Origin of the sequence: Bradyrhizobium viridifuturi (assembly GCF_001238275.1) — a bacterium.
GTDB lineage: Bacteria > Pseudomonadota > Alphaproteobacteria > Rhizobiales > Xanthobacteraceae > Bradyrhizobium > Bradyrhizobium viridifuturi.
In genome coordinates, this window is the sequence record NZ_LGTB01000035.1 from 66,142 (window position 1) to 91,354 (window position 25,213).

The following is a 25,213-nucleotide window of genomic DNA, read 5'->3' on the forward strand; positions in this document are numbered from 1 at the left end:
TTTCCCCGGATGTCCTTGGGGTCAACAGGCGGTGATCGAGGTCGTCTGGGCGAACGATACCGGAACGAAACGTGTTAATACACGTCCCAACAACAAACTCAATTGACGCATGGCCGGTCAACTGCGGATCATCACAGGCATTGCGGCGATCGTGCTGGTCGCGGGGGCGGCGGTGGGCTTTGCGGTCGCCTGGCGGCCGCAGATTGCGGCCATGGCGCCGCCGCGGCCCGATACGTTCGATCCCGAGATCGTCAAACGCGGCCGCGATCTCGCGGCGATCGGCAATTGCAACACCTGCCATACCGTGCAGGGCGGTGGAAATTACGCCGGCGGGCTTCCGGTTCCGACGCCTTTCGGCACCATCTTCTCGTCGAACATCACGCCGGACGCCGAGACCGGCATCGGCAGCTGGCCTGAGGAGGCGTTCGTCCGCGCGATGCGCGCGGGCGTCGGCCGCGACGGCCGGCACCTCTATCCAACCTTTCCCTATGACCATTTCACCAATGTATCTGACGCGGACGACCGGGCCCTCTATGCGTTCCTGATGACGCGGCAGCCGGTGCATGCGTCATCGCCGGCGAATCAGCTGTCGTTCCCGTTGAACTACCGGCCGCTGATTGCAGGCTGGAAGCTGCTGTATCTTCGCAGCGGCGACGTTCCTTCCAACGCCGCGAAGGGGGCGGAATGGAACCGCGGCGCCTATCTGGTCGAGGGGCTCGCGCATTGCGGAGCCTGCCACACGCCGCGCAATGCGCTCGGCGCCGAGCAGGTCAATGCGCAGTTCTCCGGCGGCGACGTCGACAATTGGCACGCCTACGCGCTGAACGACACCTCGCACGCCCCGGTGCGCTGGACCGCCGATGCGCTGTACGCCTATCTGCGCCGCGGCTGGCACGCCGATCACGGCACCGCGCGCGGACCGATGGCTGAGGTGGTCGGTAACCTCGCGACGGTGCCCGACCGCGACGTGCGCGCCATCGCAGCGTACATGGCCGATGTCTCGGGCGCGCCCACGCCGGATCGCAAGTCGCCCAATGATGCAGCGGCGCAATCGGCCGCGGCGGATGCAACGCAAGCCAACGCCGCAGGCGCCGCGATCTATACCGCGGCCTGCGCGAGCTGCCATGAGGGCGGCCGTGCACTGCCATACGGTGGTGTCAACCTCGCGCTCAGCACGGCGATCGCAGGCTCCGATCCGCGCAACCTTCTCAACATCGTGCTATCGGGCGTAGGCGCCGTCGCCGGCGAGCGCAGTCCAATCATGCCGGGCTTCGCCGCCAGCATCGATGACGCGCAGATGGTTGCGCTCGCGGCCTATCTCCGCGCCCGCTTCGGCAAGCGGCCGGCATGGAGCGATCTCGACAAGGCGGTGCGCGATGCGCGCGCCGTGCAGGCCGCTTCGCTTGCGGCGGCCGACGCGCCTGCGGACTCCAGACAACGAGGCAAGCCATGATGGCATTGAAGGTCAATGGCCGGGATCATCAGGTCGACGCCGATCCGGATACGCCGCTGCTCTATGTGCTGCGCGATGATCTTGCGCTCAATGCCGCCAAGTTCGGCTGCGGGCTCGGCCAATGCGGTGCCTGCACCGTCATCGTCGACAACAAGGCGGTGCTGTCCTGCGTCACGCCGCTGCTGCTGGTCGAGGGCAAGCAGGTGACGACGCTGGAAGGGCTCGGCACGGTGGCGGCTCCGGCGCCGATCCAGCGCGCCTTCATGGAGGAGCAGGCGGCGCAATGCGGCTATTGCATCGCCGGGATGATGATGCGGGCGCAGGCGCTGTTGATGCGCAATCCGAAGCCGTCGGATGCGCAGATCCGCGCCGAGCTCGAGCCGCATCTGTGCCGCTGCGGCACCCACATGCGTATCCTGCGCGCGGTGCATCGCGCCGCCCGGCTGATGGATACGGCCGACGCAAGTGACAGGAGCGTCCGATGACCGCTCCCGTGGTGCTCGATCGCCGCAGCGTGCTGGCCGGTGGCGGCGCGCTGATCGTCAGCTTCTCGCTGCGCCGTGCGGGGGCACAGGAGAAGGCTGCGCAGGGTCCGAAACTGCCGGGCAGCCTTGCGACCTCGCCCAATCTGGATTCCTGGATCCGCATCGATGCCGACGGCCAGATCACGGCTTTCACGGGCAAGGCCGAGCTTGGCCAGGGCTTCCGGACTGCGTTCCAGCAGATCGCGGCCGAGCAGCTCGACATTCCCTTCGATGCGCTGAAGGTGATCACTGCCGATACGAAACTCACGGCGAACGAGGGCTACACCTCCGGCAGCCACTCGATGCAGGATAGCGGCACCGCGATCCTGCACGCCGCGGCGCAGGCGCGCGCGCTGCTGGTCGCGGAGGCGGCGCGGCAGTTCGACCTGCCGCCCGACGGGTTGCGAACCGAGAGCGCGGTCGTCATCGCCCCTGATGGTCGCCGCCTGAGCTACGGCGAGCTCGTCGCCTCGGACTTGCTGCATGTCGAGGCGCAGCCGACGTCGCACCTCAAGGATCCCGCGAGCTTCAAAGTGATGGGACAGCCGGTGCCGCGCGTCGATATTCCGGCCAAGGTCACCGGCGGCGCGGCCTATGTGCAGGACATGCGGCTGCCCGGCATGGTGCATGCACGCGTGGTGCGCCCGCCGAGCTACGGCGCGCAGCTCTCCGAATGCGACACCGCCGCGATCGAGAAGATGCCCGGCGTGATCGGAATCGTGCGGGACGGCAATTTTCTCGCAGTCGTGGCGGAGAAGGAGTTTTCCGCGGTCAAGGCGATGAAGGCGCTGTCAGCCGCGGCGAAGTGGCGGGAGAGCGCGAAGCTGCCGAACCAGCAGGATCTGGCAAATGCGTTGACGGCATTGCCTTCGCAGGATTTCGCGATTTTCGAGCGCAGCGATCCCGCGGTGAATGGAGCGAGATCGCTCGAAGCCACCTACACGCGGCCCTATCAGTCGCATGGCTCGATCGGGCCATCCTGCGCTGTCGCGCAGTTCGTCGATGGCGCGATGACGGTGTGGACGCATACGCAAGGCGTCTATCCGGACCGGCAGGCGATTGCCGAGATGCTCGGCATGCCGCAGTCGAGCGTTCGCCTGATCCATGTCGAAGGCTCCGGCTGCTACGGCCATAACGGCGCCGACGATGCCGCGGCCGATGCCGCGCTGATTGCCCGTGCGCTGCCCGGTCGCCCAATTCGGGTGCAGTGGATGCGCGAGCAGGAGCACGGCTGGGAGCCGTATGGTCCGGCGATGGTGACCAAGCTGAGCGCGTCGCTGACCGAGGACGGAAGGATCGCTGACTGGAATTTTGCGGTATGGAGCAATACGCATTCGATGCGGCCGGGCGGCGCCGGCTCGTTGCTCGCGGCCCAGCACATGGCGCGGTCGTTCGCGGTGCCCGCGCCAAAGCCGCTGCCGTTGCCGGAGGGCGGCGGCGACCGCAACGCGATCCCGATCTACAACTTCCCGAATGCGCATGTGATGCATCACTTCATCCCGACGATGCCGCTGCGGATTTCCGCGATGCGCGCGCTCGGCGCCTATCACAACGTATTCTCGATCGAGAGCTTCATGGATGAGCTGGCCGGTCTCGCCGGCGATGATCCGGTCGCGTTTCGCTTGAAGCATCTCGACGATGCGCGCGGCCGCGCGGTGGTGGAGACCGCTGCCCGGGAGTTCGGCTGGACGCGCGGGCAAAAGCCGCCGCAGAATCGCGGCTATGGCTTTGCGTTCGCGCGCTACAAGAACCTTGCCGCCTATTGCGCCATTGCGACAGAGGTGGAGGTCGATCGCGAAACCGGCCGGGCCCGTCTGGTGCGCGCGGTCGCTGCCGTCGACGCCGGCCAGGTCGTCAATCCCGACGGCATCACCAACCAGATCGAGGGCGCGATCGTGCAGTCGACGAGTTGGACACTCTATGAGAGCGTCACGTTCGACGACACCAGGATCACCAGCATCGACTGGCAGACTTATCCGATCCTGCGCTTTGACGCCGTGCCCGACAGCATCGCCGTCCACATCATCAACCGCCCGGGCCAGCCGTTCCTCGGCAGCGGCGAGACCGGGCAGGGTCCGGCGGCGGCATCGCTCGCCAATGCCATAGCGGACGCGACCGGCAAGCGGCTGCGCGACCTGCCGCTGAGCCGCAAGCGGATCAAGGATGCGATTGACGCATAAATCTCAAACCGTCGGCGCGGGTGGCGCAGGCGGCGTCGGCATCGGCTCGATCGTGTAGGTCCTGGGCATGTTGATCGGCTTGTAGGCCGGATCGTTCTGCATCCGCTCCAGCACCGAGGCATGGATGGTCGCGCCTTCCGGTATCGGCCGTGGTTCGCCGCGCGGCAGGTAGAAGCCGAGGAAGGATTTTCGTTCCGGCCATTCCTTCCACTTGTCGCTCTTGGGAATCCACTCCAGGATTTCCCAGGCGGCGGTCAGCGAGTTGTGCAGCGGGTCCGTCGCGCTCGGCGGCGCATATTCGTGGGTGTGCGGCGGCAACGGTGTGCCCCAGGCGAGATGATCGATCAGTGCCTGGTCCATCTGCAGCCCGGCGGCCCCGGCCTGTCCGAGCATCCAGATCAGCGGAAATTTCGACGGCCCGCTCTGGTCCTCCGGATAGCCGCCGCCGACGTCGGAGTGCACGCCGGCGAACCAGACCTGGCGGATGTCCTGCGGCACCTCGGTCGCCGGGTCGAACGGATTCGACCGGTAAAGCTGCCCCTCCTTCCACTGGTTGAGGCGGAACATGCGCCTGCGCTCGTCGATCGAGATCGCCTGGCGGAAGCGCTTCACACTCGAATTGGTGCGCGTGAACAGCAGCGTCTGTATGTCGAACAGGAAATTGTCCTGCCGCGGCACGATGATCGAGGCCACCGTGTCCCACACGCCGACGAACTCGATGTCGATGTTGCGGCCGCCGGCGATCTGGCTGAAGTGCCAGGCTTCCTTCAGCGGCGCATCGTCGAACGTGCCATCGGACTTCTGGGCGTCGGAGCTCGCCTTCTTGTAGGTGCCGAAGGCATAGCCGGCGAGGTCGAGCTGGTCGACCGGCAACAGGCCCATCACGTGAACGAAGGCGGCGAGCACGCGCACCGTGTAGGCGCCGCGGCTGAAGCCGAACATCCAGACCCGGTCGCCTGGCTCCCAGAGCCGGCAGAGAAACCGGTAGGCGTCGAGCGTATCCTTGTCGAGGCCGGCGCCGAAGGCCAGTCCGAACAGGCCCCACGCCTCCTGCTTGAATCGCCCCCAGCTGTTCTGCAGGCCGATGGTGCCGAGCCCCGGATGATAGTAGATCCGCTGCCGGTCGCCTTGTCGGAGACGCGAAACAGCTTCAGGACGTTGGAAATATTGGCGCCGATCTCGTTGCCGGTGCCGTCGCACAAGATCAAAATATCCTTCGGCATCCGTAGCCCCTGCGGTCGCCGTGAAATTCGTGGCCTCAATGTACGGCAGGATGCGAGGAAGATTCAATCTCCAATTGAAGACGATTTGGTGTACGCGGTGCGAGCGCCGGCGACGTCGTGCCTTCCCCGATCCCATCGCCGCCATTGGCATCGGCTGATACTCGCTCCTGGCGCTCGGTAGAATTCAATTGCAACACCAGGGAAAAGATGGGAATCTGAAGATCGATTATTGCTGCGGTACGTTGACATTTTCTCCCGTTCGGGGACTTCGCCGGTGCGCGCGATCATTTTGCCTGCGGGTTGCCGCAGTTTTCTCATCATCAGGAATGGATCGGCATGAGCACTCAAGCTCTCGTGACGATCATTCTCGCGGGACTTGTGGTGAGTGCGTTCGGACTTTTCCGGTGGGTCGGCAGCTATTCCGATCGCGTTTTTGCCAGCCGATTCCGCACCCGCTTTCCGGAGAAGACGCTGAGCTACAGCGGCGACCAGCTCGGCGCGCTGGTGCAGTCCGATCTGCGGCTGAAGTATGTGTTCCCGATCCTGTTCCCGCTCGATCTCGTCGTCATGCTGGCGCTGGCGGGCGCGATGGGCGCAGCGTCATCGCACTGGCTCACCCATACCTATCCGTCGGCGGCGTGGCTCGGCCTGGTCGTGCCGGCGGTGTATCTGCTCAGCGATCTGATCGAGGATTGCCTGCTGGCATGGCTCTTGCTGCGCGGCGACCCGGACGCGGCGGCGCGATCCGTCTCGGCTTTGAAGGCGATCACGACGATCAAGCTCATCAGTGTCTCTGCGTCGATCGCGCTGACACTGATCGCATTCGTCGGATGGCTGTTCCACAGCGAATCGCTCGCGCTATAGGGCAGCTCGGCCGACTGGCCTATTGATAGGTCGCCACGATGTCGGAGACGGCGCGCTCGAGCTGCTGGGCGGTCGCGCACTGGCGCACCACGGTGCAAAAGGTCGCGTAGCGCGGCATCTCGGAATCGCCAAAACCCCAGACCATGCGGCCCTCGGGGTTGAGCCACACGAGGCGCTTGGAGCGCTCGCCGATGCGGCGCAGGATGTCGGCGCGCGGATCGAGATTGTTGCTGCGGGCGTCGCCGAGCACGATCACCGTGGTCTGCGGCGTGATCGCGCTCATCCAATTGTCCTCGAAATCGGCGAAGGAATTGCCGTAGTCGGAGGAGCCGAAGCCGACCTTGGACATGATCTCCTTCATCGCCTCTTCCGGCGACTTCGATTCCAGGATGTCGCTGACCTCGATCAAATGGCCGGAGAAGGCGAAGGAGCGGACGTCGTCGACCACTTCGTGCAGGCTGTGGATCAGGAGCAGGAAGAAGTCCGAGACGCGCGCGACCGAGCCTGAGACATCGCACAGCGCCACGATCTTCGGCCGGTCGCGATGCTTGCGCTTCCACGCGGTGAGGAACGGCACGCCGCCCCAGGCCGCGTTTCGGCGCAGCGTGCGGCGGACGTCGAGATGGCCGCGGCGCTGGCGCTTGCGCGGCTTGGAATAGCGCTCGCGCAGCCGCCGTGCGATCTGGCGGATCAGGGCGCGCATCTGCTCGACCTGCCTCGGCTCGATCCGCGCCAGCGGCGCGTTGCGCAGGATCTCGTTGCGCAGGTTTTCGGCCTCTTCGCGGCCGTAGAGCAGCAGGGCCTGCGAGACGGCGTCGCGAACGGTGCCGCGCAGGCCGTTGAGCGCCTCCTGCAGCCGCTCGGCAAGAGCCGGATTGCGCGTGGTCTGTTCGTCGATGTCGTCGCGCAGGCGCTGGATGCCCATCGCGTCGAGGATGCGGGTCTGGAAGATGCCGCGCTGGGTGAAGTAGCGGATATCCGGCAACGAGGCGGCGCCGGAGGCGTTGGCGATCGCGGTCGATATCGCAGAGCGATCCTGCGACAGCAGCATCTGCGCCAGCGGCCCGACATTCTCGTTGGCGGCGCCGCCCGCGTTATCGCCGTGCTCATCCGCCGACGGATTGGCGCCGGATGCGCTGTTGTCGTCGGTCTTGTTCTGCTCGGCATTCTCCTGCTGCGGCTCGGGCTGGCTGAAGAACAGGTCGAAGCATTCGCCGAGCGCGCGCTTCTCGTCCTGGGTCTTGGCAAGCGTCAGCAGGAAGGTGTTGCGCAGGATGTCGCGGTCGTTGAAGCCGACCTGCGCGACCGCCCGCATCGCGTCAATGCTTTCGGCGGGCGAGACCCGGACCCCGGCTCCCCGCGCCGCACGAAAGAAGCGATGCAGGTTCTCGCGCATGTTGGTCTAGCTGAACACGCCCTGGCGCGACGCCTTGGCGATGAAGGACGAGATCTGCGGCGTCGCGGCCTCGATATCGGCCTCGTATTTCAGGAGCACGTTGAGCGTGTCCTTGACGATCTCATGGTCGAGCTCACTGGCTTGCAGCAGCACCAGCACGCGCGCCCAGTCGATCGCCTCGCTGACCGACGGCAGCTTCTTCAGATCCAGCGAGCGGATCTCGTGGATGAAGCCGACCATCTGCTTGCGCAGCGTCTGCGAGATGCCGGGCACCCGGCTCTCGACAATGCGCTCCTCCAGCTTCTGCTCGGGGAAGCCGATGTGCAGATGCAGGCAGCGCCGCTTCAAGGCATCGCCGAGATCGCGTTCGCTGTTCGAGGTCAGGATCACGGTCGGGGGCGCCACCGCGGAGACGGTGCCGAGCTCGGGGATCGTGACCTGGAAGTCGGAGAGGATCTCCAGGAGCAGCGATTCGAATTCGGCGTCCGACTTGTCGATCTCGTCAATCAGCAGCACGCAGCCGGCGGGCTGCTCCAACGCCTGCAGCAGCGGCCGCGGCTCGACGAATTCCTTGGAGAAGAACACGTCACCGAAGGTGTGAAGCTGGTCGAGCGCTGCGGCCAATGACTGCGCGCCGCCGAGCACCTCGCCGAGCTTGTCCTTCAGGATCTGGGTGTAGAGCAGCTGCTTGGCGTATTTCCACTCATACAGCGCCTTGGCCTCGTCGAGGCCCTCATAGCACTGCAGGCGGATCATCTTCATGCCGCGCCAGGCGGCGATCGCCTTTGCCAGCTCGGTCTTGCCGACACCGGCGGGGCCTTCGACCAGGATCGGCTTCTCGATCTGTTGCGACAGATAGACCGCGGTCGCGATCTGCCGGCTCGCAATATAGCCTTGTGCGGCGAGGCCGCTTTCCACGGCCTCGATCGAGGCGGTGGGCCTGGTGTCAGCCACGAGGATCAGCTCCGAATTTGCCTTGAACTCGGACCTGTTCTGCGCTCGTTGCGGCCAAAGCACAAGGCTCGTTTGGCCTGCAACGGCACAGCTTCAAGGCTGGGGTTAGCGCATGGTTCCGGGGTATTCCGCCGAGCGCAATACCCAGGAGGCGACTGCCGTCAGCCCGCGCAGCTCTTCACGAAATCCTTGCGCTGCGGGCCGACGATCTTCTGGTCGATCGCCTGCTTCAGGCAGTCGAGATGCGCCTGCGCTATGCAGAGCTGCATCTGGTCGTGCCGTTCCTGCCCCTTCAGCGCCTTCGCCGCGCTCTGGCAGGCCGCGCGCTTCGCACCAGGCACGGGCGCCGCCGCCGTGCTCTCCTGTGCGGGAGCTGCTGCCGGCGCCGCCGCGGGGGTCGAGGTTGACTGCGCGAATGCTGCGACTGAGACCAGCAGCGAGCCGGCCGAGAAAAGGGCGACGACAAGACGTTTCATGGGATGTGCCTCCGCGGGCATGATCCGGAGAAGTGGATATCGGTTTTCCGGAACGTCATGCTCGGACCAGGGAAGGATCAAGATGCGATCTTGCGATCGCGCCGTGATCCACGGGGAGGCCGACAATTAGGCGCCGCCGCCTGAATGCGGCGTGAATAGGCGCGTGAACCGCTTCACCTCAGCGTGAGGCCGGTTGCGGCCTCAAGCTCGCCGATCGCCTGCGCGGCATTCGCGACCTTGATCGTGGTCATGCCCATCTCGCGTGCCGGCTTCAAATTGACGCCGAGATCGTCGAGATAGACGCAGTTCGCAGGATTCACCTCGAGCGTCTCCACCATCATTTGGTAGATGCGCGGGTCGGGCTTGCGCAGGCCGATCTTGGCGGACTCGATGACGTGATCGAACAGCGCCATCACCTCGGCGACGTAGAGCGTGCGTCCGCTGTGGCTACCGATTGCGTTCGACGGCAGATTGTTGGTGATGCAGCCGGTCTTGAACTGGGCCTTGATACGCTTCAGCGTCTCGACCATCTCGGGGCGCAGGTCACCGGAGAGCAGCGGCAGCACGTCCTTTCCGCGCACCTCGGCGCCGAGCGCCTTCGACTCAGTCGCGAACAGCTCGTCGAACGCGTCGATCCCGATCTCGGCGCGCTCGAACTTGGCCCACGCGTTTTCGAGATGGTTGGCGGCGTTGGTGCGGCGGATGATATCGATCGGCAGGCCGCGCTCGGTCTCATAGCGTGCGAATGCCTCGAACGGCGAGGTGGTCAAGACGCCGCCGAAATCCCAGATCACTGCCTCGATCATCATAATCCTGCCCGTTGCAAAGCGGCGGCTTCGCCTCGGGTCGTCCGGCCGCTTGACCGAAGACAGGGAAACGCGCGTCACGCCTTCTTTATTGGAATTGCCGCCGATCAGGCAAGCCGCCAGTTCGCGGCAAACTCCGCCGCGCGGAACGGGCTCACCAGACCATCGGAACCAGGCGATAGCGCACACGCCCGAGATATTCGGCGTAACCGTCGAGCTCGGCGGCGAGCATCCGCTCCTCCATCATCGACCTCAGGCCGAGCAACGCCGCCATCACCGGCACGATGGCAAGGCCATACCAGGATCCGAGCAGCAACGGGGTGCCGACATAGGTCAACAGGCCGCTGGCATAGATCGGGTGTCGCACGTAGGCATATGGCCCCGTGGTCACCGCGGCATGTCCGCGCTCGCGCTGGATCTTCACCACCGGCGCGGCGTAGCTGTTTTCGCGATAGGTCCGGTAGACGATGTAGAACGATGCGGCGATCATCAGCGCGCCGGCGCATTGCAGCCAGAGCGGGACGAGCGATGCCTGGTACCGCACCGCGTCGAGCGCCATCAGCGGCAGCCATGTCAGCCACAACAGCGGCATGATCGTCGTGATGACGCGATCCCATTCGGCCTGGCCGCGCACGCTGCGCCGCTCCGCCAGCAGCCCCGGATCATGTCTGGCGAGCCAGGCCTCAGTGATCAGTCCACCGATCGTGATCTCGAGAAGGAACAGCCAGGCGCCGGTCCAGCGCATGGTGCCGGCCGTGAGAAACAGGAGCGTTCCGAGGCCCACGCACGTGAAGACGGCGCCGCGCAAATTGATGGTCGGATGATTACCGTTCTCGTCCATCTCTCTCTCCGGCGAACGGCAACGGCCGCGCCACCGGATCGGGCGGGCCGTTGCGCTGGTAACGAATCGAAGCGAGCCTCAGCGTGCAAAACCGGTCACGATCGGCGGGTCCAATTTCGCGCCTGTCCGGAATAGACCTTGCTCGGCAGCGCACGCGCCGCCGGATCGAGCAGGATCTTCATCGCGGTGTTGAGTCTCTCCTCCGAACTCGGCGAGCCGTCATGGCGCATCTGCTGGGGGGCGCCGGGGCCCTGCGGCGGTGCCATGTAGGCCGACGTTGTCGGCGGAGCAGGCGTGGTGGCGATCTTCGGACGGGCGACAACGGCCGCTTCAAGCGGGCGCGTGCCTCGGCAACGGCTGAGGCTGAGGCTGTTGCTTCCGCCGGCGGCGGGGCTGCATTGCCAGATCCGGATTGGCGGGCGTTCTTGCCATGGCATCGGCTCCATAGGTTCGGTGATCACGATGATTTCAGGATTTGGACGTCAGGATTTGTCCTCGTCGGATGTGGTGCGTTTGGCGATGATCGGGTTGCGGTCGCTGATCGCGGCGAGCAGCGAGGCGTGGGTCACGACTGACGACACGACGATCTTACCGGAGGGCTCGATCCGGCGACCGTTCTGCTGCTGTTGCTGCGGGCTCCTGGCTGTGGACTTCTGCATCATATCGGCCTCCTCGAGGATGGGGTGGGGCCCGACAGCGCCGGGCCCCGAGTTTGGCGATCAGATGCCGAGGACGCCGCTGAGGGCGGGGATCGCGACCTTTGCGATCCCGCCGAGGATGTCGCCCCAGCCCTGCGGGTTGACGGACCCGTTGACCGCAACTTCGGCAATCCGCTTCGGACCGCGCTCGATGCCCTCACACTGGATCGGGCTACGCACGCTGCCGAAGGTCTCAAAGTCGTTCCTTGCGTACATGTTCAGCTCCTTCTTTCGGTTTGAATTGACGGCGGCTACGGGAGGTGGGCACCGACCGGAGCAGCCGTCGCTGGACGTCGCCCAGGGGCACGCTCATCGCGTCGATCCCCTGGACCACGTGACGCTCATTCGCGCCACGTTCTGATCTCCTCCGGACGCGGAGGAGCAATCGCGTCAATAGACCTGCCAGTACCGCAGCGGCCCGACTGCCACCGGCACCACGTCGCTGACGTCGATCGTGTACTGATAGACTTCGCGCGCCTGGGTCAGGACCTGCGTCGGGTTGAAGAAGCGGTAGGTCACGTCATGGCAGTCCGAGTCCGGTCGGCAGATGACGCTCTGGTCGACCTCGACTGTGTCGAGCCGCAGACCCTTCTTGGCGGCATCAATGAAGATCTTCCGTGTGTTGTAGGCATTCATCGCGGAATAATTCAGCGCGCGGTCCTGCGGCGAGATACCGACGTTGCGGAACTCGTTGTAGATCCGCTCGAGGAAGCCTTCCGCGCCGTCTGGCCAGGGGAGTGGTCCGAACAGCGTGAACAAATCCCATTGGTAGAAGCCGCGCCAATCGGTCACCAGCGTTGGCACGACGGTGCCGTTGAGCAACTTGGTCGTGCTGCTGCTGTCGACCCAGCCGGCCATCGAGACCCGCGCGACGCCGCCGGGCGGCGGGAATGGCGGGTTTGCCGTCGGTCGTGCGTCGGCGTCGGCCAGGGCCGCTGTCGCCTTCACCACAGTACGGGCCGTCGCGGGGTCGTCGCGCGAGACCTCCTGGTGCCACAGCGCCAAGATCAGCGCGGCGAAGAACCCGAGGCCGAACACATCGAGCGGCTTGATCGCGTAGATCGGGATCGAATCGATCGTCATCGTCCAGGTGATGGCGTCGGCGTCGGGGAAGTTGTTGCCCGCGCCGGCCGGTGTCGCGGTCTCGCCCTCGGCCTGGTTCAGCAGATAGCGCGCCATGATCGCCGGATTGTACGGCGCCGAAGTATCGCCGGAGCGGTCGCGATCTGTTCCGAACGCCGGATCGCCGCGTCCGATCAGGCTGTCGCGCCAGTTGGCGATCGCCTGCACGAAGTAGTCGAGGCGAGCTTCCTTGCCGAAATCGTAGAACAGCCGGCCGATCGGGAAGGCGAGTTGACTGGTGGGCTCGGCCGCAGCGCCTCGCGGACGCATGCCGCCGCCGCAGCCGCAGCTCTTCTCGCTGGTTCGCACCGCGGGTGCTTCGTACAATGGCAGCGCCTGCGGCATTGCGAGGGGAAGCGCGTTGCTCGGCATCAGCGCGGGCAATTGCTGCGGCTGCAGCCAGGTTTGCGGCATCATGCCGGCAGCCGGCATCGCCATCTGCGGCATGACCATCTGCGGAGCCGGCGCCGGCATCCAGACCATGTCGCCGCCCGGATGAGGAGCGTGGTACGGATGCGGCGCGGGCGCTGCGATCGGCGCGGCGACGACACCGTGATCAACGGGGACGGCCATTACCGCAGGTGCCGCCGGCGCGGCGGGCTGCGCCTCACTTGGCATGATCCCGGCGCTGCTTCGCAGGACCGAGCCGTCCGGCCCGAATATGCGCGGAGCCGATGGTGCAGACATTGCTGATAGATCTCCCATGGAATCCTCTCTGGTTGCAGTTGGCTGAGCGGCGGATGACGGTTGGACGAAAGGGCGCGCGGACACTCCCCAAAAACGGGGAGCCGCGGCCGTAGCACCCGACGGCATGACGGCGTCCGCCTGCTCGCCAAGCAGGGCGGCGACAGCCGCGGGAATATCGAGCCGACCGGCGAGACAGCGCGAGGCGCTGCCTTCGCTGCTGCAGGGCGCCGCGCTCTCGAGCAGCGCGGCACGGACGGCTTGCGGATCGGCCTTGCGTCCGTTCTGGCGCAGGCATGAGAGCAACAATGCGACGACACCTGTGACGATCGGTGCAGCGAAGCTCGTTCCGGACCGGAGAATGACGTTGCGGACCGGTGAGGCACCCGCGACGTTCTCGCCCGGCGCCAGGATGCCGTTCTCGAGATAGGCATCGCCGAAATTGCTGAACGGCAGCGGATTGCCGGCCAGGTCGCACGCGCCGACCGCCAGCACCGAAGCGAGGCTGCCCGGCACCTGGACGCAGCGGCAGCCGTCATTGCCGGCCGCGGCGACGATCAGCTTGCCGGCGCGCTCGCAGGCGCGGACCGCGTCGACGAGGATGCGGTCGGCCTGTCCTGTCGCGGATTGCTGGCCGCTGCTGATGTTGATGACGTCGGCGCCCACGGCGAGCGCCTGGTTGATCGCGAGCGCCAGGGTGCTCTGCGAGGACGACTCGATCTGCCCGGCGGCATTCTCGCGATAGATCGAGAACACGGTGGCGCTGCAATTCGGCGCGACGCCGAGCACCGGGCTGCCGGGCGTGCCCATCAGCACGCTTGTGACATGGGTGCCGTGCTCGGACTGGATTATCGGCGAGGACGGTGCGACGAACTGGCCGCCCATGGCGACGCGGGCCTGTCGGAGCGAGGGATGATTGAGATCGACGGGACCGTCGATGATCGCGATCTTCACCGCGGGGTCGCCACCCGACGTTTTCTGCCACAAGGCAGTCAGACCAGCGATGTCGGCAACTGGATTCATGAAATCAGTCCTGACCGATCAGCCGCGAGTTCACGCAGCCGATCCGTCTTCCACGGCAATTTGCTTTTTCACGCAGCGCACGAAACCGGCGGTCTGTCGCTGCGTTGGTGCTGTTGTGACAGGCGTGCGGCGAAAGGCCTATTCGCCGCGGTGGCTCAAAAAGGATCGAGCCGATGATGCGGATCGGTCGATCCAGGAGATCGACCCTGCGCGTCGAAAGATCGATCAAAGGGTTTAGTCGGGATCGGCCTGACGGCGTGATGCGCACGCGTGCGCGCGCCCAATGCATGCGCGTGCTGTTGTCAGCCGAATGCGGAATTCAGGTGATTTGTGTCAGTCGAGCTCGCGGCGACGGTCGGGAGCCGGCGCAGATGATGCGATCCACGGCGCCTCGCGTACTCGCCGCATCGCCTGAGCCCGGCGCGGCAGGCCGAGCTTCTGCAGCACGTGATGGACGTGGTGCTTGACGGTCGCAAGGCTGAGGTTGAGATCGCGCGCGATCTCCTTGTTCGACATGCCCTGTCCGATGAGCCTGAGGACCTCGCTTTCGCGGCGCGTCAGTCCCTGGTCCGCGTCGATCGTATCGCTCTGACGCTCCATGCAAAACAGCGCGCGCAGCAGGCCGCCGGAAATCTCGGCGCTGCAAGCTAGTCGCCCCGATTCGACGTCCGACAACGCGCGGCAGAGCTCGTCGAAGCTGGCATTGCGGGAAATGTAGCCGCTGAACCCGGCCCGGCCGCAGCGAACCACGTCACGCCGATCCTCGTTGAGGCCGAGCGCGACCAGGGCGATGTCGACATGCTCGCTCGCAATCACGCGCACCTCATCGAGATCGATGCCCTGAGTGACGTCGATCAGGATGACGTTCACACGGCCGGTCGCGAGCGCCGCACGCAGACCGGCAAGATCGGAAACCGCCGCCTCGACGGCAAACTCGGCATGATTCTGGAAACTCGAGGTAAGCCCCTCGCTGAACAGCCTGATCGGCGTAACGACCGCGATCCTCATCATTATCCTCGAACTCAACGAAATGGCGGATGAAAAGCCGTCTGGTGGTCGACGGCACCGGCATCCAGAAAGTCATGAAGGTAAGTATGCGGTGTGCTGCCAGAGGTTGTATTATTATCACGTTGAAATTACGGCCCCCATCCACGCAGGATCAAGAGATGCAGTTCACATTCGGACGTCGTGCCGACAGCGCGATGCACGGTACGATGTCCCGGATATCGCGGCAGAACTGCGCCAGGAAGCGTGAGCGCAGCACGGCGCTGCAGGAAAATCTGGCGGTGACTTCAACGCCGTAGTCAGCGACGGCTAGATATTTAGATAAACGGCTAGATATTTAGATAATTGACGCGTGCTGGCGCGGATGCTCTGTACAAGATTGCGTGTTCTCCGAGGCCGGGTGCGAGCGACGCAATGCCGCGCCTCGGATGTGCTCAATCCCAATGCAGACCGACGGGGTTCTATGACGAGCTTGATTCGAGCGGCAGCCTTTCTGACCCTGTTGATGGCAACACCGGCCCTGGCCATCGTCGGTGGCGGCGCGCCGTCGACCGATGGTGTCGCGCGCTCCGTGGTCACCATCGTCGGTTCGCGCGGCAATTTCTGCACCGGTGCGCTGATCGCGCCGAAGGTGGTGCTGACCGCAGCGCATTGCGTGCAGCCCGGCGCCGATTACAAGATTGTCGATTACGGCGCGGACCGGCAGCCGAAGCTGCAGGACGTCAGGACGGTCGCGATCCATCCCGGCTTCCGGATGCAGGCGATGACCAACCATGTCGCGACCGCCGATGTCGCGCTCCTGCAACTCGCGGCGCCCGCCGCAGGCAAGGCGCCGGCCGTGCTCGGCATGCCCAACATTCCGATCCAGGTCGGCGGCCGCTTCACCGTGGCGGGCGTCGGCGTCACCGTGCGCGGCGACGGCAAGAGCGGCGGCAGCATTCGCGTCGCCGGGCTGATCGCAAGCGGCAAGCCCGGCACGCTGCAGATCCGTCTCGTCGACCCGGTCGGGCAGGGCGTGCGCGACGGGCTCGGCGCCTGCACCGGCGATTCCGGCGCGCCGGTGTTCGAGGACAAGCCAGGCGGGCCGGTCATCGTCGGCGTGGTGAGCTGGTCCACCGGCCCGAACGGCAGTGCCGGCTGCGGCGGCATCACCGGCGTGACGCCGCTCACGCTCTATCGCGACTGGGTGATGCAGACCGCGCTGCAGTGGGGCGCGAGCTTCTAGATTACAGCGCGTTTCGAGCCGGCCTTGCGCTCGTAATCCGTCATCCTGAAGTGCGCGCTCTTGCGCGCCTCGAAGGATGAGCGGCCACCAGCCGGGCCGTCGCCCTTCGAGGGCTGCTGAAGAAGCGGCCACCTCCAGCGCAATGGCTACGCCATTGCGCGGGGGTGGAGGGATGATGGCATTGGTTGCGCGCCGTAACCTAATGCCCCGCCGCTTTGTTCGCGGCGGCGTTGTTCAGCACGATCAGGCCGTCGACGGCGACGCCGAGCTTGCTGTTGATCAGGAACGGGTTGACGTCGATCGAGGCGATGCGGCCGTTGGCGTCGGCCATCAGGTTGGAGAGCCCGACCAGCGCCTTCACCGCCGACGGCTCGTGCAGCGCGGGTTTGCCGCGATAGCCCTTCATCTTGACGCCGGCCTTGGTCTTGCCGATCAGCTGCTTTGCCTCGGCGGCATCGAGCGGCGCGCCGGCCAGCGCGACGTCCTTCATCAGCTCGATATCGACGCCGCCGGTGCCGAACAGCACCACGGGGCCCATCTCGGCATCGAGCGAGGCGCGACCACGAGCTCGAGGTCGGCCTTGACCTGTTGCGCAATCAGGATGCCTTCAAGCTTCGGCTTGCCCTTCAGCTTCTTTACCCGCGCCGTGATGTCGTTGAACGCCTTCTTCACCTCGGCCGCGGTGGCAAGGTTCAGCACGACGCCGCCGATGTCGGATTTGTGCAGGATGTCGGGGCTGACCACCTTGGCGACCACCGGAAAGCCGATTGTCTTCGCGATATTCACGGCCTCGGCCGCGGTCTGCGCGACCGCTTCTTTCGAGATCGGGATGCCGTAGGCCTTGAGCAGCTGCTTGGAAGCGACCTCGTCGAGCGCGGCGGCGCCATTGGCGGCCTTCAGCGTCTTCTCCAGCACGGCGCGCGCCGACGCCTTCGAGCTCGACGTGATGTCGGGCACTTCCTTGCGCAGGCCGGCATATTCGATCAGCGACTTGATCGCGCCGACCGCGCGGTCGAGGCCTTGCATGACTGCGATATTGGGCAGGGACTTGCGCAGTCCCTTGGTGAATTCGGTGAAGCCGATCGACATTGCGCTGATATAGATCACCGGCTTGTTGGCCTGGCCGGCCATCTCGTCGACGATACGCAGATTGCGCTCGCGCAGCTCGTGCGGCGCCTTCGGCAGCTCGGCATCGATGATGACGATGTCGGTGTCGGGATCGTCGATCATGATCTTGATCGACTTCATGTAGACGGAGGGATCGACCACCGCGGCGAAGCCGGCGTCGAGCGGATTACCGACGATGCTGCCGGGGCCGAGCATCTTCGCCAGCTGCTCGGACGCGTTCGGGCTCAGCGGCGCGAAGTTCAGCCCGGCGGAATAGAATGCGTCGATCAGCAGCCCACGCTTGCCGCCCGAAAGCGACACAGCCGCCAGCCGATTGCCCTTCGGCGGATCGGCATGGACGAAACACTCGGTGGTTTCGATCAATTCATCCAGTCCGCGCACCCGGATCACGCCTTCGCGGGTCGAGATCGCATCGAATGTCTCGATCGAGCCGGCGAGTGCGCCGGTATGCGCCATCGCCGCGGCGCGGCCGCCTTCGGAGGCGCCGAGCTTGAGCGCGATGACCGGCTTGCCCGCCGCGCGCGCGGCCTTGCAGGCATCGCGGAACACCTTCGTGTTCCTGACGCCTTCGAGATAGACCACGATGACGCGGATGCTCGGATCGGCGGCGAAATAGCTCATCAGGTCCGGGGTCTCGAGACCGGACTCGTTGCCGGTCGTGACCATGTACCCGACGCCGACGCCGCGATCCTCCAGTGCCTGGCGGATCGCCATCACGATCGCGCCGGACTGGCCGGCGATCGCGACCGCGCCCGGCTCCATGGTGACGATGCGGTCGTCGATATTGGTGAACAGGTTCTCGCCGGCACTGAGATTGCCGAGACAATTCGGGCCGGTGACGGCGAGCCCGGTCTCCTTGATCGCCTGCTTCAGCTCGACCGCGAGTCGCTGGCTTTCCTCGTCTTGCAGCTCACTGAAACCCGAGGTGACGATGGTTGCGGAGCGCGCGCCGGCGGCCGCCGCGTCGCGGATTACCTGCACGGCAAAGCGGGCCGGCACCAGCACCAGCACGTGATCGGGCTTTTCGGGGAGGCTGGCGAAATCCTTGTAGCAGGTGACGCCCCAGATGGCTTCGCGCTTGGCGTTGATCGGATAAAGGCCGCCGGCATATTTGTACTTGACCAGGTTGTTCCAGATCCGCTCGGCGTAGTTGCCGGGCTTGTCGGTGGCGCCGACCAACACGATGTTGCGCGGGTGCAGCATCGCATGGATGCTCTTGACGATGTCACCGGCGTCAGCGGGCGGCGCCCATTTGTGGGACACATGAGACGCGGTGCTTGCGAAAGCTTCCATGGAGCCTGACCTTTATCCTTGTTCTGCTTGTTTCCTCTGGCCCACGGCGCATCACCGCAGGAGATGATTTTTCATTGTTTTTACGGCGAGGGAAAGGGGGTAGCAACTCACGCTGGCGCAAGTCAGGCCGTCGCTTGCAATATCCCGGCAGGCGCAAAATCGATGCGCGTCAGGAACCCGATTCGGGGACCCGCGAATCCGGTTCGATCATGGTCGCGTGCAACACATAGCGCTCGGGACCCGATGTCAGCGCGTCGAACGGCCAGCAGGTCGACAGCACGAGCTCATACCGGCCGGTCAACGGGTCGATACCGGATTGATCGAAGCGGACGACCGCGCTGCGATCGGCCCGGTAGCGAAACATCCTGCCGTCGCTCCTCGTGACGTCGATCTCGTCGCCGATTGTGACATCTTTCAGAAACCGGAAATGCGTGTCGCGATGCGCGGAATAAACCGCGACGCCCCGCTCGCCGGCATCGACGCTCCGCTCGACATGGCCGGGGCCGAACGCCAGCGCCTGGCCGCTGCTGCCGGCGAGCACGATCGCGGAGGCGTGCAGGTGCTTGATCTCGATCCGGGCCACCGGCCAGGTATCGGCCCAGCGCCATGGTTTCACGGGCTGGCCGGTTGCGATGCTCTTTGCAAACGCGCGCTCCAGCAGCACCTGCGCGAGCAGTGCCTTGGCGTGGATGTAGGCGCCCTGGCCGAACAGGATCAGGCCGATGAGGGCGAAGGCGAGCAGGATGAAGCGACGCATCTTCATTTTTCCTCGTCATTGCTCGTGCGCTCGCGATGACGGCTGAGGAAGAAGTGACGCGCGCGGCCCCTGGGGGACGGGTGGGAAGGCCGCGCGCGCTCTTGGAAAGGAGAAGGTCGGGGGGCACCTTCTCCTCTCATCCGACGTCATTGGGGCGACGTCTGACGACGGTTGAACACCAGAAGCAGCAGGCTGACCGTGAGCAGGATCACACCCGCGATCATCTTCAGCTCCGCATCGGTCGCGGTCTTCGGCAGCTGGATGGTGCCGGGACCTTGCGTTGCGACCGGTGAGCGCTTCAGCGCAGCGAGCTGCATCTTGCCGTTGCCTGCGTCGGCGCGGCGTTCGGTCGGCGTGGCCGGCAGGCCCGGGCGCTCGCCGAACACCTTTGCAAAGTCCCAGCCGGCCGGCAGGTTGAGCGGCAGTTCCGAGAGCTTCAGCGGCTCGCCTTCCGGGCGGCTTGGCGTCTTGTCGACCGCAACGAGGCTGGTCAGCCGCGTGACGAGCTGATGCTCCAGCGCCAGCGCCAGGATGGTCTTGTCGGCGTCTTCGGGACTTTGCTGCCGCGTGGTGCGTGCGACTTCGGCATCGGCGATCTTGCGGCGCGCCCACAGTTTCGACAGGCCCTTGCCTTCGGCGGCATTCGCGAGCGGCAGCGTCACGCTCCACGGGCGGTCGCCGATGCGGCCCTTGATTTCGACCGAGCCGGCGAGCTTGTCGAGTTTTGCGGCCAACACCATCGGCTCGTCGCGATAGATGTCGGGCAGCGCCGACGGCGTCAGGTCGGCTGCGGCCTCGGAGAACTTTGCGGAGAGCGTGGTCACCGCGGGATTCTCCAGCTTGGCGAACAGGTCGCGCATCCGCTCGTCGACCTGCTCGACCGAGCCGATATGGGTGAAGGTGCCGCGGCCGAGTTCGGCGGCGCGCGTCATCAGATAGGTGTTCGGCGCCGAACCGATGCCGACCATGAAGATCCGCGAGCGGCCGCGCAGCGCGCTGATGGTCTCGAACAATTGCTGCTCGTTGCCGATCGCGCCGTCGGTCAGGAATACGACCTGGCGGACATGGTCAGCGTCGTCGTGGTTGGTGTCGGAGAGCGCGGCCCGCATTGCCGGCACCATCTCGGTGCCGCCGCGCGCTTGTATCGCGCTGACGAACGCCATCGCATTGCCGATATTGGCGTTGTTGGCCGCGACCGGTGACGGAAACAGGGTGTCCATGGTGTCGTCGAAGCGGATCACGTTGAAGCGATCGCCGGGCTGCAGGCGGCCGAGCGCGTAAGTGAGGCTCGCCTTGGCCTGGATGATCGAGGTGCCGCCCATCGAGCCGGAATTGTCGATCACGAAGATCACCTCGCGCGGCAACGGCTTCTGTTGCGCCTGCTCCACCGATGGCGGGGTGACGAAGGCGAGCAAATAGTCGGAATTGCCGACATGCTCGCGGAATAGCCCGACCGACGGCGCCTTCTCGGCGGCCGGCTTCCAGGTCAGCTCAAAGTCGCGATCGGCCGGCACTGGGCCTTCGGCAAGCTTGACGACGCGCGTGGTGCTGTCGGGGCTGTCGATCCTGACCTGATGGAAATGGCTCTTCACCTCGCCGAGCGGGAAGCCGGCGTTGAGATGCACCGTGATGTTGGTCGGGTTGATCGGCGCATTTGCGGCTGGATCGAGCACCTCAGACGTGATGCGGTTGCGATCCGGCACCGGATCGGTCGTGGTGGCGCCCCAGCCGTTGCCGTCGGCACGGAGGTCGACGCTCTGCACGACGGGACGCGGATTGTAGCGCGGGCCGACCACCATCGGCACCCGCAGTGAGAATTCGTTGCCGTTCTGCTGCACCGGCTCCTGATATTCGATCTGCACCAGCACGGTTTCGCCGGGGCCGATATTGGCGACGGAGTTGGTGAAGATGTTGGGCCGCTCCTGCTCGGTGAGCGCGGCCTTCTGGCCGTTCTGCTTGGCCTGCTCATAGATGGCGCGGGCCTGCTGCCGCTCCTTGATGTCGCCGACCACGATGCGATCGCCGACCACCATCTTCAGCGTGTCGACCGCGCCGCCGGCCGGCAGCGGATAGACGTAGGTTGCTTCTACCCAGTCCTTGGTCGGGTTGCGGAAGATCTGGGTGACGCGAGCGCGGACGGTCGGACCCGACACGGTAAGGTCGACATCGACGCCGAGCCTCAACGCTTCCCTATAGCCGTCGTCGGTCTTGAACAGCAGCGAGCCGGAGCGCGCATCACTCGGCCGCAACAGCGTCTGGTGCTGCAGTTCGGCCGACCACACCGGATCGAAACTCAGGAACAGCGCCGCAAAGCCGATCACCAGCGCGGCGACACCTTCCACCAGGAAGAACAGCGCTATGCGCATCCTGCGCGACATGCGTATCTGCGGACTGCTCTCACATGCATCGTAAATCGTCATTGTCGTCACTCCCGAGCGAGCCTTTCGCTGCTTCGCAATCATGGAGAGCGGCGGTTTTGGCGCGAGCAGAATGATCGGCAATGATTGGCCGCCGTCCGGCGCCGCCCGCCGCCGGCCAAGGCGGGTTTGTGCGGTTTTGTGATGGATTGTCCGGTCTGCTAGACTGCGCGGAATCAAGGGGAACCGGGCAGGAATCAGAATGCCGACGCCGGACAAGCAGCTTTCCGCCGAGCAGAGCCAGCAGGTCGCGGAGACCATCCGCGAGGAGATCGCACGCCGCCGAATCTCGCGGCAGACGCTGGCGGAGCAGGCCAAGCTCAGCCTGTCGACATTGGAGAAGGTGCTCGGCGGCCGCCGCCCGTTCACGCTCGCAACCACCGTGCGGCTGGAGCAGGCGCTCGGCGTTTCCTTGCGCAAGCTGCCGGAGGCGATCACGGTGACAGCACCCGCCAATGGCGGGATCGCGCCCGACAGCCTCGGATCCTACTCGCGCCGGTCGGTGGCGCGGATCGAGGGCACCTACATCACGGTGCGTCCATCGTTCGGCGAGCAGGGCGCGCTCTATGCCTACCGCACCGAGATCACTTGGGACGAGGCGACGTCATCGCTCGGCTTCCGCGAAGGCGAGCGACAGGATTCCGACTACACCCAGTATGGCGAGGTGGCGGTGCCCAATGAATCGGGCTTCGTCTATCTCGTGACCAACCGGCACGGCCAGCATCGCGTCATCACGGTCTCGCGCCCGCGCAATTCCGGCGAAATGTACGGCATCATCACGACCTTGCTCGCTGGTCGCGGCTCGCTGCTGACCCCGGTCGCCGCGCCGATCGCATTCCTGCCGGTGAAGAACGTGGCCAAGCCGAGCCTTGGCCGGGTATCGGCAGACGATGCCAACTTCGCCGTCTATCGCGAGCATCTGCGCCGCACGATCGACGAGCCGTTCGCGATCTTCCTGCCGGGATAAGTCCCGACAGGATTACGCCGGTCTCGGACGCGGCGGCGCGGCTACGCCGGCGATCAGCACGGCTAGAATGCCGGTCAGGAAAATGCCGTCGAACGTGCCGGCACCACCAATCGATGCGATCGGCGCGCCAAGGCTGCCGATCTTGTCGAGGTTGAGCAGGTCGGCACCGAGCAGCGTTCCCATCGAGCCGCCGATATAGGCGAGCGGTGCCGCATATTCGCGGGACAGCAGCAGCGCAAGGATGGCGGTCGCCACGACCGGAACGAACACGGGAACAGCGATCCCCATTCCCTGCACAGGCGTGGCGCTGGCATGGACGATGGCGGCGATGACCACCGTCGCGATCATGGCTCTTAGCCAGAGCTGGTAGCGCAGCATCAAATAAGCGGACATCAGGGCCGGAATCACCGCGCCGCCGACATTCACGGCAAGGATCGTGCTCGGCGATGCGAGATAGGGCACGACGTAGCGCATGCCGAAAAAGTCGACGATCTGCCCGGATCGCACCGGCGCTCCGGGCAACACGGTGATCGGGATGTTGAAATAGCTGCCAATCAACGAACCGAACAGCAGCAGCAACGCGACGCCGGGACCGATGCCGAGCCGCATATAGGCGTAGCGCAGGATGCGAAGCTGGATCAGGACCACCAGCGCCACGGCCGCGAATACCAGGATCGAGAAAAATCCCGGCGTCAGCGGCAGATAATGAACGTTGGAATACATCGGTTCGGCAGTCCGGTTCGGCGCGGCCCCTCTGATCAGGTAGGAATTTTGGATGGGATCACAAGCAGGAGTCCGGTCACCCCCGCACAACGGCGAAACCGTTGCGCGGGAATGACGGTGAGAGAGCCACATACACGCCAAAAAGCGAAGCCGCCCGGGTGGGCGGCTTCGCGGTACTCGTTACCCGTCGAGCGGCTGGCGCTAGCCGCCGGTCTCGGCGCTGATGATGTCGCCGAACAGCTCCCACTGTCCGTTCTTGAACTGCATCATCTTGAGCTGCTCGACCGGAGCGAAGTCGGTCGCGCTGGTGTTGATCCGGATGCCGGGGATCAGCGTGTCGGGCGTGAAGTCCTTCAGGCTGGCGGCCTGCTTCATCACGTTCTCACGGGTCAGGTTGTCACCGGCCTGCTTCAGCACCTGCACCATGGTCTGCGCCGCGGCGTAGCCATAGACCAGGTTGGCGTCGGACAGATTGGCGCCCGGCAGGTACTTCTCGGCGAAGGCCATGAACTTCTTCATGCCCTCGTCATTCTTCCACTGCGGATCGGAGGCGTCCTTGAGATAGCCGGCCGACAGCACGCCTTCGGAGGCCTCGAGGCCGGCGGGCTTCATCACGGCGCCGATCGAGATCGAGACGTCGGTCATCACCTGCATCGGCTTCCAGCCGAGCTCGGCGATCTTCTTGATCGCCTGCGCGGCGAATTTCGGCGTCGAGATGTTGACGAATACATCGGCGCCGGTGTCCTTCAACTTGACGATATGGGAATCGATCGACGGCTCCGTGGTCTCGTAGCTTTCCTCGGCGACGATCTTGACGCTCGATTTATCGAGCACCTCCTTCAGCCCGATCAGGTAGTCCTTGCCGAAATCGTCATTGGCATAGAAGATCGCGACCTTGGCATCCGGCTTGGCCTTGAGGATGTACTTGCCGAAGATCCGCGCCTCGACGCGGTAGCTCGGCTGGAAGCCCATCGTCCACGGGAATTCCTTCGGATCATTCCACTTGCTGGCGCCGGTGGCGAGGAACAGCTGCGGCACCTTCTTGGCGTTGTGATACTTCTGCACCGCGGTCTGGGTCGGCGTGCCCAGCGCGTTGAACACCAAAAAGACTTCATCGCTCTCGATCAGCTTGCGGATCTGCTCCACGGTCTTCGGCGGCGAGTAGCGTCGTCATAGGAGATCCAGTTGATCTTGCGGCCGTTGATGCCGCCCTGATCGTTGATCATCTTGAAATAGGCTTCCTCGGTCTTGCCGATGACGCCATAGGCGGATGCGGGGCCGCTATAGGCCTCGACATTGCCGATCTTGATCTCGGTGTCGGGGGCGCCGGTGTCATACTTCTTTTGGGCAAAGGCGGCCTGGGTGGAGAGCAGGCAGAGCGCCGTGGCGGCGGCCAGCAGCGACAATTTTGTAGTTTTCATAAAGGCAATTTCCTCGATTGATTCTGGTTGGGG

22 protein-coding genes and 2 pseudogenes are annotated in these 25,213 nt (G+C 65.1%); 7 read left to right on the plus strand and 17 right to left on the minus strand.

Features of this window, described 5'->3' with window-relative positions:
- Nucleotides 1–109 precede the first annotated feature (109 nt).
- From ALC15_RS28490 to ALC15_RS28500, 3 genes are read left to right on the plus strand one after another with little or no spacing between them, the layout of a single operon-like run.
- Nucleotides 110–1,453 carry a cytochrome c gene (locus ALC15_RS28490; RefSeq protein ID WP_050630151.1) on the plus strand — a complete coding sequence of 448 codons (1,344 nt, stop codon included), beginning with the start codon at nt 110–112 and terminating at the stop codon, nt 1,451–1,453.
- Nucleotides 1,450–1,938, plus strand: coding sequence for a (2Fe-2S)-binding protein (locus ALC15_RS28495; RefSeq protein ID WP_050630152.1), 489 nt, complete (start codon nt 1,450–1,452; stop codon nt 1,936–1,938). Before ALC15_RS28490 ends, ALC15_RS28495 begins: the two co-directional genes overlap by 4 nt.
- A complete protein-coding gene (locus ALC15_RS28500; protein WP_050630153.1) occupies nt 1,935–4,157 on the plus strand; it encodes a xanthine dehydrogenase family protein molybdopterin-binding subunit in 2,223 nt (740 codons plus the stop codon). Before ALC15_RS28495 ends, ALC15_RS28500 begins: the two co-directional genes overlap by 4 nt.
- A 3-nt stretch (nt 4,158–4,160) precedes the next feature.
- Here the strand turns inward: ALC15_RS28500 and ALC15_RS28505 are convergent, their stop codons facing one another.
- Entirely contained in the window at nt 4,161–5,357 is a 1,197-nt protein-coding gene (locus ALC15_RS28505) for a T6SS phospholipase effector Tle1-like catalytic domain-containing protein (protein WP_347336323.1), read from the minus strand.
- A gap of 359 nt (nt 5,358–5,716) precedes the next feature.
- Here ALC15_RS28505 and ALC15_RS28510 point away from each other — a divergent pair, with 359 nt between their 5' ends.
- Nucleotides 5,717–6,244 (plus strand): hypothetical protein, encoded by a 528-nt coding sequence (locus tag ALC15_RS28510; protein WP_244486306.1) that lies wholly within the window; start codon nt 5,717–5,719, stop codon nt 6,242–6,244.
- 19 nt (nt 6,245–6,263) lie between these two features.
- Here ALC15_RS28510 and ALC15_RS28515 read toward each other — a convergent pair whose 3' ends face one another.
- The 11 genes from ALC15_RS28515 to ALC15_RS28560 all read right to left on the minus strand — a co-directional run bounded on the left by ALC15_RS28515 (nt 6,264) and on the right by ALC15_RS28560 (nt 15,252).
- Nucleotides 6,264–7,640, minus strand: coding sequence for a vWA domain-containing protein (locus ALC15_RS28515; protein WP_050630154.1), 1,377 nt, complete (start codon nt 7,638–7,640; stop codon nt 6,264–6,266).
- A gap of 6 nt (nt 7,641–7,646) precedes the next feature.
- Entirely contained in the window at nt 7,647–8,594 is a 948-nt protein-coding gene (locus tag ALC15_RS28520) for an AAA family ATPase (protein WP_021078095.1), read from the minus strand.
- 161 nt (nt 8,595–8,755) lie between these two features.
- On the minus strand, nt 8,756–9,070 hold the full coding sequence (locus ALC15_RS28525) for a hypothetical protein (protein WP_050630155.1): 315 nt from the start codon (nt 9,068–9,070) through the stop codon (nt 8,756–8,758).
- Between the two features lie 173 nt (nt 9,071–9,243).
- Nucleotides 9,244–9,879 (minus strand): HAD-IA family hydrolase, encoded by a 636-nt coding sequence (locus tag ALC15_RS28530; RefSeq protein WP_050630156.1) that lies wholly within the window; start codon nt 9,877–9,879, stop codon nt 9,244–9,246.
- A 151-nt stretch (nt 9,880–10,030) separates the two neighbouring features.
- Nucleotides 10,031–10,717, minus strand: a complete 687-nt coding sequence (locus tag ALC15_RS28535) for a methyltransferase family protein (RefSeq protein ID WP_050630157.1) — start codon at nt 10,715–10,717, stop codon at nt 10,031–10,033.
- Between the two features lie 95 nt (nt 10,718–10,812).
- A complete protein-coding gene (locus ALC15_RS28540; protein ID WP_128089614.1) occupies nt 10,813–11,178 on the minus strand; it encodes a hypothetical protein in 366 nt (121 codons plus the stop codon).
- A 21-nt stretch (nt 11,179–11,199) separates the two neighbouring features.
- Nucleotides 11,200–11,376, minus strand: coding sequence for a hypothetical protein (locus ALC15_RS28545; RefSeq protein ID WP_244486307.1), 177 nt, complete (start codon nt 11,374–11,376; stop codon nt 11,200–11,202).
- Nucleotides 11,377–11,436: 60 nt separating this feature from the next.
- Entirely contained in the window at nt 11,437–11,631 is a 195-nt protein-coding gene (locus ALC15_RS28550; protein ID WP_050419847.1) for a hypothetical protein, read from the minus strand.
- Between the two features lie 174 nt (nt 11,632–11,805).
- Nucleotides 11,806–14,244, minus strand: coding sequence for a cyanobactin maturation protease PatG family protein (locus ALC15_RS28555; RefSeq protein WP_050630160.1), 2,439 nt, complete (start codon nt 14,242–14,244; stop codon nt 11,806–11,808).
- A gap of 4 nt (nt 14,245–14,248) precedes the next feature.
- Nucleotides 14,249–14,473: a hypothetical protein gene (locus tag ALC15_RS45555; protein WP_128089615.1), complete on the minus strand. Its 225-nt coding sequence runs from the start codon at nt 14,471–14,473 to the stop codon at nt 14,249–14,251.
- 104 nt (nt 14,474–14,577) lie between these two features.
- On the minus strand, nt 14,578–15,252 hold the full coding sequence (locus ALC15_RS28560; RefSeq protein ID WP_050630186.1) for a LuxR C-terminal-related transcriptional regulator: 675 nt from the start codon (nt 15,250–15,252) through the stop codon (nt 14,578–14,580).
- 29 nt (nt 15,253–15,281) lie between these two features.
- On the opposite strand from ALC15_RS28560, the gene ALC15_RS28565 reads away from it, so the two are divergent.
- The gene (locus tag ALC15_RS28565) at nt 15,282–15,548 is read left to right on the plus strand and encodes a hypothetical protein (RefSeq protein WP_050630161.1); all 267 of its coding nucleotides are present in this window, start codon (nt 15,282–15,284) and stop codon (nt 15,546–15,548) included.
- A 206-nt stretch (nt 15,549–15,754) separates the two neighbouring features.
- Nucleotides 15,755–16,474 (plus strand): S1 family peptidase, encoded by a 720-nt coding sequence (locus ALC15_RS28570; protein ID WP_430649200.1) that lies wholly within the window; start codon nt 15,755–15,757, stop codon nt 16,472–16,474.
- 199 nt (nt 16,475–16,673) lie between these two features.
- Here the strand turns inward: ALC15_RS28570 and ALC15_RS28575 are convergent.
- The 3 genes and pseudogenes from ALC15_RS28575 to ALC15_RS28585 form a co-directional block, all read right to left on the minus strand.
- Nucleotides 16,674–18,895, minus strand: a pseudogene (locus ALC15_RS28575) (acetate--CoA ligase family protein).
- A 169-nt stretch (nt 18,896–19,064) separates the two neighbouring features.
- Entirely contained in the window at nt 19,065–19,652 is a 588-nt protein-coding gene (locus ALC15_RS28580; protein WP_050630187.1) for a class GN sortase, read from the minus strand.
- Between the two features lie 146 nt (nt 19,653–19,798).
- The gene (locus ALC15_RS28585; protein ID WP_430649201.1) at nt 19,799–22,018 is read right to left on the minus strand and encodes a marine proteobacterial sortase target protein; all 2,220 of its coding nucleotides are present in this window, start codon (nt 22,016–22,018) and stop codon (nt 19,799–19,801) included.
- A 253-nt stretch (nt 22,019–22,271) separates the two neighbouring features.
- Between ALC15_RS28585 and ALC15_RS28590 the strand changes: the two genes are divergently transcribed.
- On the plus strand, nt 22,272–23,036 hold the full coding sequence (locus ALC15_RS28590) for a helix-turn-helix domain-containing protein (protein ID WP_050630164.1): 765 nt from the start codon (nt 22,272–22,274) through the stop codon (nt 23,034–23,036).
- A gap of 12 nt (nt 23,037–23,048) precedes the next feature.
- On the opposite strand, the gene ALC15_RS28595 is transcribed toward ALC15_RS28590, so the two are convergent.
- Complete coding sequence (locus tag ALC15_RS28595) at nt 23,049–23,759, minus strand: DUF1614 domain-containing protein (protein ID WP_050630165.1); 711 nt, start codon at nt 23,757–23,759, stop codon at nt 23,049–23,051.
- 201 nt (nt 23,760–23,960) lie between these two features.
- A pseudogene (locus ALC15_RS28600) lies at nt 23,961–25,180 on the minus strand (ABC transporter substrate-binding protein).
- Nucleotides 25,181–25,213: the final 33 nt, after the last annotated feature.

Excerpts from the sequence above, each read along its gene's own strand:
- ALC15_RS28570 (WP_430649200.1), top strand. The coding sequence starts at position 15,755 with ATGGCAACACCGGCCCTGGCCATCGTCGGTGGCGGCGCGCCGTCGACC.
- ALC15_RS28550 (WP_050419847.1), bottom strand. The coding sequence starts at position 11,631 with ATGTACGCAAGGAACGACTTTGAGACCTTCGGCAGCGTGCGTAGCCCG.
- ALC15_RS28525 (WP_050630155.1), bottom strand. The coding sequence starts at position 9,070 with ATGAAACGTCTTGTCGTCGCCCTTTTCTCGGCCGGCTCGCTGCTGGTC.
- ALC15_RS28490 (WP_050630151.1), top strand. The coding sequence starts at position 110 with ATGGCCGGTCAACTGCGGATCATCACAGGCATTGCGGCGATCGTGCTG.
- ALC15_RS28535 (WP_050630157.1), bottom strand. The coding sequence starts at position 10,717 with ATGGACGAGAACGGTAATCATCCGACCATCAATTTGCGCGGCGCCGTC.
- ALC15_RS28530 (WP_050630156.1), bottom strand. The coding sequence starts at position 9,879 with ATGATGATCGAGGCAGTGATCTGGGATTTCGGCGGCGTCTTGACCACC.
- ALC15_RS28595 (WP_050630165.1), bottom strand. The coding sequence starts at position 23,759 with ATGTATTCCAACGTTCATTATCTGCCGCTGACGCCGGGATTTTTCTCG.
- ALC15_RS28495 (WP_050630152.1), top strand. The coding sequence starts at position 1,450 with ATGATGGCATTGAAGGTCAATGGCCGGGATCATCAGGTCGACGCCGAT.
- ALC15_RS28545 (WP_244486307.1), bottom strand. The coding sequence starts at position 11,376 with ATGCAGAAGTCCACAGCCAGGAGCCCGCAGCAACAGCAGCAGAACGGT.
- ALC15_RS28585 (WP_430649201.1), bottom strand. The coding sequence starts at position 22,018 with ATGCGCATAGCGCTGTTCTTCCTGGTGGAAGGTGTCGCCGCGCTGGTG.
- ALC15_RS28565 (WP_050630161.1), top strand. The coding sequence starts at position 15,282 with ATGAAAAGCCGTCTGGTGGTCGACGGCACCGGCATCCAGAAAGTCATG.
- ALC15_RS28555 (WP_050630160.1), bottom strand. The coding sequence starts at position 14,244 with ATGAATCCAGTTGCCGACATCGCTGGTCTGACTGCCTTGTGGCAGAAA.
- ALC15_RS28560 (WP_050630186.1), bottom strand. The coding sequence starts at position 15,252 with ATGAGGATCGCGGTCGTTACGCCGATCAGGCTGTTCAGCGAGGGGCTT.
- ALC15_RS28580 (WP_050630187.1), bottom strand. The coding sequence starts at position 19,652 with ATGCGTCGCTTCATCCTGCTCGCCTTCGCCCTCATCGGCCTGATCCTG.
- ALC15_RS28500 (WP_050630153.1), top strand. The coding sequence starts at position 1,935 with ATGACCGCTCCCGTGGTGCTCGATCGCCGCAGCGTGCTGGCCGGTGGC.
- ALC15_RS28590 (WP_050630164.1), top strand. The coding sequence starts at position 22,272 with ATGCCGACGCCGGACAAGCAGCTTTCCGCCGAGCAGAGCCAGCAGGTC.
- ALC15_RS28515 (WP_050630154.1), bottom strand. The coding sequence starts at position 7,640 with ATGCGCGAGAACCTGCATCGCTTCTTTCGTGCGGCGCGGGGAGCCGGG.
- ALC15_RS28510 (WP_244486306.1), top strand. The coding sequence starts at position 5,717 with ATGAGCACTCAAGCTCTCGTGACGATCATTCTCGCGGGACTTGTGGTG.